The organism is Sphingomonas ginsenosidivorax (genome assembly GCF_007995065.1).
Lineage (GTDB): Bacteria > Pseudomonadota > Alphaproteobacteria > Sphingomonadales > Sphingomonadaceae > Sphingomonas > Sphingomonas ginsenosidivorax.
The window spans coordinates 1,677,916-1,690,311 of sequence record NZ_VOQR01000001.1 but is presented as its reverse complement, the minus strand read 5'-3'; the positions used below and the strand labels follow the sequence as shown (position 1 = coordinate 1,690,311).

Annotated in this window: 15 protein-coding genes and 1 other RNA gene; 10 read left to right on the top strand and 6 right to left on the bottom strand. The window is 68.7% G+C overall.

What is annotated here, in order from left to right; translation table 11 throughout:
• Positions 1–57 precede the first annotated feature (57 nt).
• From FSB78_RS07685 to FSB78_RS07670, 4 genes are all read right to left on the bottom strand, one after another.
• Positions 58–1,041 carry an alpha/beta hydrolase gene (locus FSB78_RS07685; protein WP_147081511.1) on the bottom strand — a complete coding sequence of 328 codons (984 nt, stop codon included), beginning with the start codon at positions 1,039–1,041 and terminating at the stop codon, positions 58–60.
• 70 nt (positions 1,042–1,111) lie between these two features.
• Positions 1,112–1,537 carry an MAPEG family protein gene (locus FSB78_RS07680; protein WP_147081509.1) on the bottom strand — a complete coding sequence of 142 codons (426 nt, stop codon included), beginning with the start codon at positions 1,535–1,537 and terminating at the stop codon, positions 1,112–1,114.
• A gap of 207 nt (positions 1,538–1,744) precedes the next feature.
• Positions 1,745–2,809, bottom strand: coding sequence for a 1,9-bis(guanidino)-5-aza-nonane synthase (locus FSB78_RS07675; RefSeq protein ID WP_147081507.1), 1,065 nt, complete (start codon positions 2,807–2,809; stop codon positions 1,745–1,747).
• A 138-nt stretch (positions 2,810–2,947) separates the two neighbouring features.
• Positions 2,948–4,132 (bottom strand): type III PLP-dependent enzyme, encoded by a 1,185-nt coding sequence (locus FSB78_RS07670; protein ID WP_147081505.1) that lies wholly within the window; start codon positions 4,130–4,132, stop codon positions 2,948–2,950.
• A 136-nt stretch (positions 4,133–4,268) separates the two neighbouring features.
• On the opposite strand from FSB78_RS07670, the gene FSB78_RS07665 reads away from it, so the two are divergent.
• Positions 4,269–5,231, top strand: coding sequence for a threonine ammonia-lyase (locus FSB78_RS07665; RefSeq protein WP_147081503.1), 963 nt, complete (start codon positions 4,269–4,271; stop codon positions 5,229–5,231).
• Complete coding sequence (locus tag FSB78_RS07660; protein ID WP_147081501.1) at positions 5,228–5,407, top strand: hypothetical protein; 180 nt, start codon at positions 5,228–5,230, stop codon at positions 5,405–5,407. The genes FSB78_RS07665 and FSB78_RS07660 overlap by 4 nt, the downstream gene beginning before the upstream one ends.
• Before the next feature lie 207 nt (positions 5,408–5,614).
• Here the strand turns inward: FSB78_RS07660 and FSB78_RS07655 are convergent, their stop codons facing one another.
• Positions 5,615–6,271: an alpha/beta hydrolase gene (locus FSB78_RS07655; protein ID WP_056015710.1), complete on the bottom strand. Its 657-nt coding sequence runs from the start codon at positions 6,269–6,271 to the stop codon at positions 5,615–5,617.
• 81 nt (positions 6,272–6,352) lie between these two features.
• Here FSB78_RS07655 and FSB78_RS07650 point away from each other — a divergent pair, with 81 nt between their 5' ends.
• The 8 genes from FSB78_RS07650 to FSB78_RS07615 all read left to right on the top strand — a co-directional run bounded on the left by FSB78_RS07650 (position 6,353) and on the right by FSB78_RS07615 (position 12,066).
• Positions 6,353–7,363, top strand: coding sequence for a cysteine desulfurase family protein (locus FSB78_RS07650; protein ID WP_277872702.1), 1,011 nt, complete (start codon positions 6,353–6,355; stop codon positions 7,361–7,363).
• Positions 7,360–8,436 (top strand): cysteine desulfurase family protein, encoded by a 1,077-nt coding sequence (locus FSB78_RS07645; protein ID WP_147081499.1) that lies wholly within the window; start codon positions 7,360–7,362, stop codon positions 8,434–8,436. Before FSB78_RS07650 ends, FSB78_RS07645 begins: the two co-directional genes overlap by 4 nt.
• Positions 8,433–8,738, top strand: coding sequence for a 2Fe-2S iron-sulfur cluster-binding protein (locus tag FSB78_RS07640; RefSeq protein ID WP_422396683.1), 306 nt, complete (start codon positions 8,433–8,435; stop codon positions 8,736–8,738). Before FSB78_RS07645 ends, FSB78_RS07640 begins: the two co-directional genes overlap by 4 nt.
• Before the next feature lie 168 nt (positions 8,739–8,906).
• Positions 8,907–9,212: a hypothetical protein gene (locus FSB78_RS07635; RefSeq protein WP_199743134.1), complete on the top strand. Its 306-nt coding sequence runs from the start codon at positions 8,907–8,909 to the stop codon at positions 9,210–9,212.
• Between the two features lie 67 nt (positions 9,213–9,279).
• Entirely contained in the window at positions 9,280–9,513 is a 234-nt protein-coding gene (locus FSB78_RS07630; RefSeq protein ID WP_147081495.1) for a hypothetical protein, read from the top strand.
• Positions 9,514–9,569: 56 nt separating this feature from the next.
• An RNA gene (gene ffs / locus FSB78_RS07625) (signal recognition particle sRNA small type) lies at positions 9,570–9,663 on the top strand.
• A gap of 424 nt (positions 9,664–10,087) precedes the next feature.
• Complete coding sequence (locus FSB78_RS07620; RefSeq protein WP_147081493.1) at positions 10,088–11,746, top strand: DNA polymerase III subunit gamma/tau; 1,659 nt, start codon at positions 10,088–10,090, stop codon at positions 11,744–11,746.
• Positions 11,743–12,066, top strand: coding sequence for a YbaB/EbfC family nucleoid-associated protein (locus tag FSB78_RS07615; RefSeq protein ID WP_147081491.1), 324 nt, complete (start codon positions 11,743–11,745; stop codon positions 12,064–12,066). The genes FSB78_RS07620 and FSB78_RS07615 overlap by 4 nt, the downstream gene beginning before the upstream one ends.
• Positions 12,067–12,173: 107 nt before the next feature.
• Here FSB78_RS07615 and FSB78_RS07610 read toward each other — a convergent pair whose 3' ends face one another.
• Entirely contained in the window at positions 12,174–12,395 is a 222-nt protein-coding gene (locus FSB78_RS07610; RefSeq protein ID WP_147081489.1) for a DUF3253 domain-containing protein, read from the bottom strand.
• Between the last annotated feature and the right edge of the window lies 1 nt (position 12,396).

Genomic DNA, 12,396 nt, shown 5'->3' with positions numbered 1-12,396 from the left:
GAGCGCGGCCAGCTGTAACCCTGGATCCCGGGACAAGCCCGGGATGACGATGGGGTGCTACTCGATCGCCTCGCCCATCCACCGGTCGAACAGTTGCGGCCACAGCGACCCCGGCGTTCTTGGCGGCAAGCGCGTCCCGAACCCGTGCCCGCCGCGCCGCAGGATATGCGCCTCGAGCGGGATTTCCGCGCGCTGGGCCGCGGCGAGCAGGTCGAGGCCGTTGATCACGGGTACCGTGGTGTCGTCCTCGGCGTGGACCAGGAACAGCGGCGGGTCGCCGCGCTTCAGCCGGCGGTCGACGGCGTAGCGCGCCTCGACGGCGGGGGAGGGATCGGGGCCCAGCAGGTTGCTGCGCGAACCGCCGCGGCTGCGGCCCGGGTCCATGTTCGAGACCGCGTACATCAGCCCGGCAAAAGCAGGCCGCGCGGAATGCCGGTCGGCGCCGTCGATCGGGCGGTACACCTCGAGCGCGTGGTTGACGACCAGCGAACCGGCGAGATGCCCGCCGGCGGAAAACCCCAGCACGCCGAGCTTGTCGGCCCGGATCCCGTAATGCCGCGCGTTCAGCCGGATCAGCCGCATCGCGCGCTGCGCGTCGGCCAGCGGCGCATCGGCGCGGTCGAGCCAGCCTTCTCCCGGCAGGCGATAGCTGAGCACGAACACGGTGATCCCCATCGGGGTCAGCGCGCGCGCGATGTCGGTCCCTTCGCCGCGCAGCGAGGTATAGGCATAGCCGCCGCCCGGCATCACCAGCACGGCGCGGCCGTCGGGACGCGCGGGGCGGAACACGCCGACCTCGGGCCGCGCGACGCCGCGCATCAGGATGTCGCGGTACAGGCCCGGCGTGCCCGTGATCTCGGGCGTGGGGCGCGGCAGCGGCGTGGGGGCGCCCGGCGAGACGACCGGCCAGATCAGGAAATACTCGGCGGGCGGCCAGACGGGAATGTCGGACGGCGCAACCGCGCGGCTCTGCGCGAACGCCTGCGGCGCCGCACTGGCGGCGATGGGAAGGGCAAGGAGCGAACGCCGGTCGAAGGTCATCCGCGCTCGCTAGACGATCGGGTGGTGCGCGGGGAAGGGCGGTGGGTGGTTAAACCTTTCCCACCGGAAATCAAAAGACGGCGAGCGCTGCGTGCAGCGTCAGCGCGACCAGCGCGAGGCTCGACAGCGCGAACAGGACGAAGCGCGGCAGGACGCGGTTGCCGAGCGCCTGGACCAGGCTGTGCGCGATCCGCAGCCCCACATAGGCCCAGGCGATCCACGCATTGATCCCGTCGCCGGTGCCGCTCAGCGCCAGCACGGTGCAGACCGCGTAGAACAGCGTCGGCTGTTCCATCAGGTGGTTGTGGTTATGCGCCTTCCACTGCACCTGTGCCGGCAGCGCGCGGTCTGCGTCAGCGGCCTTGGACCCGACCAGCGTACCGAGGCTAAGGCCCGCCGCGCGCATGGCAGGAAGCCGCGTCGCGACCATCCAGCAAAGCATCACGAGCGTCCAGGCGATGAGCGCGACCATCGGTCGCAGGATGTCGCTGTGCATGAAAAACCTCCCCCGGTGACCCGAGGGAGGCTGCATCAATTACCGCCAAGCGGCAAGACAGACAAATGCCCCAAAATCCTCCCTCGCCAGGGGGAGGTGGCGCGAAGCGACGGAGGGGGGAGGAGACGGAACGATCGTGCCGTTCACCGCGCCCTCCGTCAGGCTGCGCCTGCCACCTCCCCCTAGCGGGGGAGGATCAGCCCGGCGTCAGTCGAACGACGCGCCCCACTTGCGGACCGGGCGATCCTTCCACAGGCCGCGATGATAGGCGTCCGACGCCAGCAGCGGCATCACGCTGCCCGCTTCGGCGAACACCATCTGCTCGATCGCCGTGTTCACCTTGCCCCACGATGCCGCTTCCTGCAGCGTCGAGGACGAGCAGGCGCCATCGCGGACGTCGGCGACGGTTATCTGCACCGCGTACTTGTGCACCTGGACGTCGTCGTGACCAAGGATCTCGGCGCAGACGACGGTATCCTGGATGAAGTTCTTGGGCACGCCGCCGCCGATCATTAGCAGGCCGGTGACGCCTGCCTTGATCTTGATCTCGGTCAGCTCGCGGAAGTCGGCGATCGCGTCGAGCACCATGTAGGGCTTGCCCGCCTTCACCGAATCGACCTGGTGCTTGACCAGCCCGAAGCCCGCCGAGCTGTCGACGAACGCCGGGCAGAAGATTGGCACGTCATGCTCGTAGGCGAGCTTGACCAGGCTGTTCTCCTTCTTGCCGTGCTCGACGAGGTACTTGCCCATCTCGCGGATGAACTCGCGGCTCGAATAGGGGCGCGGTTCCAGCGTCTCGGCGATCTCGAAGATCGTGTGGTCGACGTGCTGGAGCTGCTCCTCGTCGATGTACGTGTCGTAGATGCGGTCGATCAGCAGCGAGCGCAGCACGTCGTCGTGCGGCACGTCGAGCGCCTGGTAATGCTTGTGACCGAGGCCCTCGAAGAAATCCATGTCGACGATCGACGCGCCGGTGGCGACGATGCCGTCGATCATGTTGTTGCGCAGCAGCTCGGCATAGAGGTCCATGCAGCCGCCCGCGCTGGTCGATCCGGCGATCACCAGGAAGATCGTGCAGTCCTTGTCGGCGAGCATCTGGTTGTAGATGTCGGTCGCGCGGCCCAGGTCGCGGCTGGTGAACGACATCTTCTTCATCGCGTCGACGATCGGGCGCGCGTCGAAGCTGGTGATGTCGATATGCTCGACCTCGGTCGAGAGGAGTTCGGCCTTGCGGACGTCGTTGGGGCGGGTGTCGTTGGTGGCTTCGGTCAATGTCTGTCTCCGTTCCCCTCCCGCTTGCGGGAGGGGCTAGGGGTGGGCTCGCGCTAACGGCAAGCGATACCGGCGGAGGAGAGCGCGAGCCCACCCCCGGCCCCTCCCGCGAGCGGGAGGGGAGTTACTGCAGCTGCGTTACAGCGTGACGACGTTCGATGCGACCTCTTGGAACGCATCGTCATACAGCGACACCATCGGCTCGTCGTCGACGATCACGATCTGGTCCGATCCGAACCCGTTGAACGCGGTCCGCATCGCCGAGCCATAGGCACCGAGCATGCCGATCTCGATATAGTCACCGGCCTGCATGTCGGCGGGCAGCATGAACGGCCCGGCCATATGGTCCATGTCGTCGCAGGTGGGGCCATAGAAGCTGAACTCCATGTCCCGCGCGCGGCTGTCCGGCTCGCGCAGCAGCCGCACCGGGAACCGCCAGCCGATATGCGCCGCATCGAACAGCGCGCCGTACGCGCCGTCGTTGATGTACAGCTCGGACCCGCGACGCTTCTCGACGCGGACGATCAGCGAGGAATATTCCGCGCAGAGTGCCCGGCCGGGCTCGCACCACAGCTCGGACGAATAGCTGACCGGCAGTGATTCGAACGCGCGGTGGATGGTCTCGAAGAAGCGCTCGAGCGGCGGGGGCTCCATCCCGGGATAGCTCGACGGGAAGCCGCCGCCGACGTCGATGACGTCGACCGTGACCGCCGCCTCGACGATCGCCGCACGGACGCGCTCCATCGCGTTCGAATAGGCTTCCGGGGTCATCGCCTGGCTGCCGACATGGAAGCAGATGCCGAGCGCGTCCGCGGCCTGGCGTGCCGCGAACAGCAGCTCCTTGGCTTCGTGCGGCGCTGCACCGAACTTCGATGCGAGGCTGAGCTTCGAATGCTCGGACGACACGCGCAACCGGACGCACAAGGTCAGGTCGGTCGCGGCGTTGGTCGCGCGGACGATCTTCTCGAGCTCTTCCAGGCTGTCGAGGGAGAAGGTGCGCACGCCGTGCGTGAAATACGCCTCGCGGACGGCTTCCTCGGCCTTGACCGGGTGCATGAAGCACAGGGTCGCCTCAGGCAACGTGCGCGCGACCAGCCGCACCTCGGCGAGCGAGGCGACGTCGTAATGCGTGATGCCGTTGTCCCAGAGGATCTGGAGCAGTTCGGGAGACGGGTTCGCCTTGACCGCATACATCGAACGACCCGGGAACTTCTCGACGAAGAACCGGGCAGCGCGTGCTGCCGCATGAGGACGGACCAGAGTGACCGGATCAACCGGATTAAGGGTGGTCGCTAACCCCAGCGCGTTATGATGCTTGTGCAATTCAAGGGACCTCCAATGTCCTGAGACAAATACGAAAACACTGCCTTGCGGTTGGAAGTCCCATGGGGCAGCGGAAGCGCGATTTAGGATCGCTTGCCCCCCATGTAAATAGCCTGTGATCCGTAGGAGACGACGTGTGACGATTTTGCGACAGCCGACACGGGCAGGGCTCAGGGACGCCGCCGAGAAGATCGCGCGGATCCTGCCGCCGACGCCGCTTTTCGTCCACGAAATCAACGGTGTGGACGTCGCCTTGAAGGCCGAATCGCTGCAGCCGATCGGCGCGTTCAAGATCCGCGGGGCGTGGCACCGGCTGACGGCGCTCGACGCTGCCGCCCGCGCGAAGGGGGTGGTGGCGTTCTCCAGCGGCAACCATGCGCAAGGGGTCGCTTGGGCCGCGCGCAAACTGGGGATCGCCGCGACGATCGTGATGCCGTCCGACGCGCCGCGGCTGAAGCGCGAGTCGACGCTGGCACTGGGCGCCGAGGTCGTGACCTACGACCGCGCCACCGAATCGCGCGAAACGATCGCGGCGCGCCTTGCCGAAGCGCGCGGCGCGACGCTGGTGCCGAGCTTCGACGACGCCTGGATCATCGAGGGGCAGGGGACGGCGGGGCTGGAAGCCGCCGCGCAGATGGCGGCGATCGGGTTCGGCGCACCGACCCGCGTCGCGATCCCCTGCGGCGGCGGCGGGCTGGCAGCCGGCATCGCCCTCGCGCTGCCGGACGCCGCGATCACGATCGTCGAACCCGAAGGCTGGGACGACATGACGCGCAGCCTGGAGGCATCGTGGATCGAACCCGTCGGCCCCAACCCGCCGCCGACCGCGTGCGATTCGCTGCAGACCCTGCGCGTGTCGCCGCTGACCTTCGACGTGCTGTCACGCCGCGACGCGACCGGCGTGGCGGTCAGTGAGGCGGAGACCGCCGCCGCGCAGCGCTGGGCGGCGGAGAAACTGCGGCTGGTGATCGAGCCGGGGGGTGCGGTGGCGCTCGCGGCGGTTCTCGCGGGCAAGGTGCCGGTCGAGAAGGGGCTGCTCGTCATCCTGTCGGGCGGCAATGTCGATCTGGCCGGCTATGCCAAGGCGATCGGCGCATGAGCCCGACCCTTACCGCCATCGCCGGGGCAGCGCCGGCCATCGCGATGCTCGGCGCGTTCGCCTGCATCATCGGTGGCGGAATGCTGATCGCGAAGCAGCGAGACGTGAAGAAGGGCGTGCTGATGCTGGTGATGGCGGCGGTACTGATCGGCAACGTGCTGATCTGGACGCTGTAGTCCCCCGTCATGCCCCTCCGTCATGCTGAACTCGTTTCAGCATCCACCCCGCCACGGACGACAACGCTCGCGGGACGGTGGACCCTGAAACGAGTTCAGGGTGACGAAGAACCCGTCATGCTGAACTTGGTTCAGCATCCACCCCGCCACGGACGACAACGCCCGCGCCACGGTGGACCCTGAAACGAGTTCAGGGTGACGGAGCGATCACCGGATCGGCGAGTTCGGGTCCAGCCGCATGTCCAGATACTTGTCCACGCTGCCCATCAGCTGCGGCATCTCGTGCTCGAAGAAGTGGTTCGCCTTCGGGATCGTGTCGTGATGGATCGTGATGTGCTTCTGCGTGCGCAGCTTGTCGACCAGCTTCTGCGTGGCACCCGGGGTCGCGACCTCGTCGCCCTCGCCCTGGATGATGATCCCGCTCGACGGGCACGGCGCCAGGAAGGTGAAGTCGTACAGGTTCGCCGGCGGTGCGATCGAGATGAAGCCGCGGATCTCGGGGCGGCGCATCAGCAGCTGCATGCCGATCCACGCGCCGAAGCTGACGCCCGCGATCCAGGTCGTCTGTGCCTCGGGATGGAAGCTCTGCACCCAGTCGAGTGCGCTCGCCGCATCCGACAATTCCCCGACGCCGTTGTCGAACACGCCCTGGCTCTTGCCCACGCCGCGGAAATTGAACCGCAGCGTCGCGAAGCCGCGGCGCTGGAAGGTCTTGTAGAGCTGCTGGACGATCGCGTTGTTCATCGTGCCGCCCGCCGACGGATGCGGGTGCAGGATCATCGCAACGGGTGCGCGCGGGCGCGGGCCCGGCGCGAAACGACCTTCGAGACGGCCTTCGGGGCCGGGAAAAATGACTTCTGGCATGGAGCACTCGCGGACTGGAGGCGCACTCGGGTGGAGTGACGGAATATGCGCGCTATATAGGCCGCGCGCCTCTTTTCGCAATTGGAACCGACCCTGGCCCGCACCTATCTCGATCACGCCGCGACCACGCCGATGCGCCCCGAGGCGATCGCGGCGGTGGCGGAGGGCATGACGCGCTGGGCGAACCCGTCCTCGCCGCATGCCGAGGGTCGCGCGGCGCGCGCGGCGCTCGAGGATGCACGCAGGCGGATCGCGGCGGCGCTCGACTGGCCGCATCACGTCATCCTGACCAGCGGCGCGAGCGAGGCGATCGCGCTGGGGCTCCGGGGCCGGGGTGAGGTACCCCGGCTCGCGGTCGAGCATGACGCGGTGCTGCGCGCGGGGCAGGGGGCGATCATCCCGGTCGATGCCGACGGCGTCGCACGGTCGCTGCCGGGTGGTTTCCTCGCGGTCCAGTCCGCCAACAGCGAGACCGGGGTGCTGCAGGACGCACCGCAGTCCGCGCTGCGCGACTGCTCGCAGACCGCGGGCAAAATGCCGCTGCCCGATGCCGACATGATCGTCGTCTCCGCGCACAAGCTCGGCGGTCCGCCGGGGATCGGCGCGCTGCTCGTCCGCGACCTCGGCCTGCTCGATCCGACCGGTGGCCAGGAACGCGGCTATCGTGCGGGGACCGAGAACCTGCCGGGGGCGCTCGGCTTCGCGGCCGCGCTGGAAGCGCCGCGCGACTGGTTCGACGCGATGGCGGGCTTCCGCGCGGACCTCGACGCGGCGGTCCTGGCTGGCGGTGGCGAGATCGTCGTGGCAGAGGCACCGCGGATCCCGACGATCGCGGCCTACCGCATGCCCGGCGTGTCGTCGGCCGCGCAGTTGATCCGCTTCGACATGGCGGGGTTCGCGGTGTCGGCGGGCAGCGCCTGTTCGTCGGGCAGCATGCGGCCGAGCCACGTCCTCGCCGCCATGGGCTATTCTCCGGAGGCCGCCGGCGAGGTCGTGCGCGTCAGCTTCGGCTGGACCACCACTGCCGATGACGTCGCGCGCTTCGCGGACCTCTGGACGCGCACTGCGCGCGACGTGCGGCGCGCCGCATGACCTACCTTGATTACCAGGCGACGACCCCGCTCGCGCCCGAGGCACTGGCCGCGATGCTCCCCTGGCTCGAATTGCAGCACGCCAATCCGCATTCGCCGCATCGCGAGGGGCGCCGCGCCAGGGCCGCGGTGGAAGTGGCGCGCGATCAGGTCGCGGCGCTGCTGCCGCCCGGTGGCCGCGTCGCCTTTACCAGCGGCGCGACCGAGGCGCTCAACTGGGCGATCAAGGGCACGACCGGCGGAATCGTCACGCTGGCGACCGAGCATGCCGCGGTACTCGACACCGTGCAGGCGAGCGGGCGGCCGTCCGCGATCCTGCCCGTCGGCGCGGACGGGCTCGTCGATCTCGATGCGGCGCGCGCGGCGATCGCGCCGGGCACCGGCCTCGTCGCGGCGATGCTCGTCAACAACGAGATCGGCGTGATCCAGCCGATCGCCGCGCTGGCGGATATCGCGCACGAGGCCGGCGCGCTGATGCTGTGCGACGCGGTGCAGGGCTATGGGCGGGTGGCGATCCCCGCCACGGTCGACCTCGTCGCGATCTCCGCGCACAAGGTCTACGGGGCGAAGGGGATCGGCGCGCTGTGGATCCGCGACGGCGTCGCGCTCGCGCCGCTGCTGCACGGCGGCGGGCAGGAAGCACCGGGCCGATCGGGCACGCTGTCTCCGGCGCTCTGCGCGGGGTTCGGCGTCGCGGCGCGTCTGATGGCGGAACGCGCTGCGGAGGATGACGCGCATGTCGGGCGCCTCTGGTCGCTCGCGCTCGATCGTCTGGGGCCGGACTGGGCACTGAACGGAGCGCGCGATGATCGCTATCACGGCAATCTCAACATCCGCCGCGACGGTCTCGACGTGAACCGGCTGATGTCCGACCTGCGCGATATCGCCTTCTCCGCAGGGTCGGCCTGCGCCAGCGGGTCGGGACGGTCCAGCCACGTGTTGCGCGCGATCGGATTGACCGAGGCGCAGGCGCGCTCGAGCATCCGGCTCGGCTTCGGGCGCTACACGACGGAGGCGGAACTCGACGACGCGGTCGCGACGATCGTCGCGGCGGCAGAAGGACAATGGCCATGATCGTCCACTTCATCGGCCGTGACGGCACCACCAGCAGCGTCGTCGCGGACGACGGCGCGCGGCTGCTCGACGTCGCGCAGGCGGACGGCCAGCCGCTCGAGGGTACGTGCGAAGGCGATCTCGCCTGCGCGACCTGCCACGTCATCGTCGATGCCGCCGACTTCGCGCGCCTGCCGCCGGCCACCGAGGACGAGGAGGATATGCTGGATCTCGCGTCCAATGCCACGCGCACGAGCCGTCTCGCCTGCCAGATCCGGCTGACGGCCGCGCTCGACGGGCTGACCGTGCGGATGCCAGGCTAACACTCTCGCGGTTCCGTCGTCCCCAGCGTCGGGACGGCGGAGGGGATACGACGGGCGCGTCAGCAAACCTTACACTTCCACAACAGCGGGTTCAGGGAACGTGCACGCGGCCGAGCGGATTACCCTGTCATCGCCTCGATGTAGGAGGCCTTGAGAGGAGTAACGATGATGAAGATTATTGCTATGCTCGGTGCCGGTGCACTCGCGATCGGTGCGCTCGGTGCGACCCCCGCGGATGCGCAGCGGCATGGATGGGACGGCCATCGCGGCGGTCACGGCTGGCACGGCGGCGGCTATCGCGGCGACCGCGGCTATCGCGGATACCGGGGCGGTTATCGCGGGTATCGCGGCGGCTACGGGTATCGCGGGGGCTATCGGGGCGGGTATCGCGGGTACGGACGCTCGCGCGTCGTCTGTCGCGTCCAGCGCGGCTATTACGGACCGGTCCGGCGCTGCTTCCGCGTTTACCGCTGAGCGGAACCGTTTCGCTTCTGTAACATTGTATCGGCGGATCGTTTAGGTCCGCTTAGGAGAGTATCCCATGAAGCTGTTCACCATCGCCGCTGCGGGCCTCGTCGCCCTGACCGGGCTCGCGCCCGTGGGTATCGCGGCCGAGGCATCGGCGCAGCGCACCATCGTCCACGAACGCACCGTCGTTCGCCACAACGGCGGCGGCTATGGGCGCCACCGCGTGACCACCCGCCGGGTCTGCAACAATGTCTGGCGCCACGGCCATCGCCAGCGGGTCTGCCGCACGGTCCGCATCCGTCGCTGATGACGGAGGCCGCTAATCCGGCTTGAACATCCCGCCCGACCCCGCCATATGCGCCGCGGGAGTCGGGCGGACGTGGTCGTCGCCAACTTGGTCAGATCCGGAAGGAAGCAGCCACAACGATTTCGCCGCGGGTCGTCCCGGCTCCCACCGCGAACGTTTGCAAGCAAACGTGAGCGCGCCCAGCGGCGCAAAGCGCCGACTGACGATGCGGCTCAGCCGCAGCGCCATTCATGTTTCTTCGACGTCGGTGCTCGGTAACGCTGTAGCGATCCCGGAGGGGCAAGGACGGTGCGCCGATTGCTCTGTCCTACACGCCGCCAAGGAGTCATGCCAGACGCATGACCAGCCACGCCACCGAGTCGCGCATCCAGCAGGCCACCGGCGAAAATCGCCGCAAGGGGCAAACCAGGGAGGTACGTAGCGTCAACTTCCTCAACTTCCGGCGCGAAACGACCGTCCGAATCGCCCCCGCTACCAACCCTGCTCCCGCCCCCGCCCCCGTCCCCGCCGCCGCCGACTCCGCAAGTCCAGCCATCCTTCGACACCGCGCCTCGTACACGCTATGACATCCGCAATGTCAGACTCCTTCGACCTCGGCGAACCGCCGCAGCCCGCGACCAGGGCGCCCGACGCCGCCTACCGCGTCCTCGCGCGCAAATATCGGCCGCAGACCTTTTCCGAACTGATCGGCCAGGACGCGATGGTCCAGACGCTCGGCAACGCGATCAAGCGCGACCGGCTCGCGCATGCCTTCCTGATGACCGGCGTCCGCGGGGTCGGCAAGACGTCGACCGCGCGACTGATCGCCAAGGCGCTCAACTGCATCGGCCCGGACGGGCAGGGCGGCCCGACGATCGACCCCTGCGGCGTCTGCGAACCGTGCCGCGCGATCGCCGAGGGGCGGTTCATGGACGTGATCGAGATGGACGCCGCCAGCCATACCGGCGTCGACGACGTCCGCGAGATCATCGACGCGTCGCGCTATTCGGCGGTCAGCGCGCGCTTCAAGATCTACATCATCGACGAAGTCCACATGCTCACCAAGAACGCGTTCAACGCGCTCCTGAAGACGCTGGAGGAACCGCCGGCGCATGTGAAATTCCTGTTCGCGACAACCGAGGTCAACAAGGTCCCGGTCACGGTGCTGTCGCGCTGCCAGCGCTTCGACCTGCGCCGCATCTCCGCCGAGCAGTTGGCGGCGCATTTCGCCTGGGTGTCCGAGCAGGAGGGTGTCGTCGCCGAACCCGAGGCGCTCATGCTGATCGCCCGCGCCGCCGAAGGCTCCGCGCGCGACGGCCTGTCGATCCTCGATCAGGCGATCGCACATGGCAGCCTCGACGGCGCGGGCGTCACCGCGGACGCGGTGCGGCAGATGCTCGGCCTGTCCGATCGCGGCGCGGTGCGCGACCTGCTCGGCCTGATCCTCGACACGGACGCAGCGGGTGCGCTCGCGTCGCTGCGGCGGCAATATGATTACGGCGTCGATCCCGTCTCGGTGCTGCGTTCGCTGATGGAGACGGTCCACGGGATCACGCTGACCAAGGTCGGGACGCCGCCCGACGCAGCGCAGCCGATGGAGGAGCGCGCGGCGCGGGCCGACTGGGCGGCCGCGCTGTCGTTCCCGTCGCTGCACCGGCTCTGGCAGCTGTTCCTCAAGGGCCATGACGAGGTCGCCAAGGCTGCGCTGCCGATCGAGGCGGCGGAAATGGCGCTGCTCCGCGCGATCCATGCGTCGAGCCTGCCCGATCCCGGCGAGCTCGCCCGGCAGATCGCGAGCGGCGCGCCTGTGGCCACGATCGCAGCTCCTGCCGCACCGACGCCCGCCCCGGCGCCGGCGCCCGAACCCGTCGCCACCGGCCCGGTGTTCCCCGACACCTTCGAGGCGCTGGTCAACCGGCTCGACGACAGCGGCTCGATCGCGATCGCCGCGCGGCTGCGCCACAGCGCCCGCGTCGTCAGCTATGCCCCGCCGGAGATCGTGCTCAGCGGCAGCCGGCCTATCTCCGCCGATACGCTCGCCGAGTTCGGTGCCGCGCTGAAGGCGCTGACGCAGCAGGCGTGGCGCGTGACGATGGCCGATGCCCCGGGCGAGCCGACCTTGCGCGAGATGCAGGACGCCGCTGACGCAGCGAACAAGCAGCGCTATATGGACTCCCCCATGATGAAGGCCGCGCGCGAGGCGTTCCCCGACGCGGAACTCGAAACCTGGCCCGGCCAACGGAGCAACGCATGAAGAATATCGATGAAATCCTCGCCATGGCGCAGAACGTCCAGAGCGAGCTCGAAAAGGCGCAGGCCAATCTCGACACGATCGAGGTCGAGGGCGCGTCGGGCGGCGGGCTGGTCAAGGTGAAGGCGTCCGCGAAGGGCCGTATCATCGGCATCGCGATCGACGATTCGCTGATGGTGGCGAGCGAGAAGCAGATGCTCGAGGACCTGCTCACCGCGGCGTTCAACGACGCGCGCGCGAAGGCGGACGCGGTATCGGGCACGGAAATGTCCAAGATGACCAGCGGGCTTCAGCTACCGCCGGGCTTCAAGCTGCCGTTCTGAGCCAGTTTTAACTCCGTTCGCCCTGAGCGAAGTCGAAGGGCACCTATCGCCGAGCGCATCCGCCTTGGGACAGTGCTTCGACTTCGCTCAGCACGAACGGCAGGGGGCTACTCGGGCAGCACCCGCCTGATCCGGTACGGTCCCGCCCGCACCGCAAGCGGCACACCCTTCCAACTCAAACTCACCACCCCATCCGCCACCAGCCCGTCGACGGCCGCATGAACCGCCGGCATCGCGTCGCGCCACGCATCCGCCGTGGTAGCAATCGCCCTGGCCACCTCGCTCGGACAGACCGTCGCCTCCGGCGCCCGCCGGTCGACGAGCGCCATC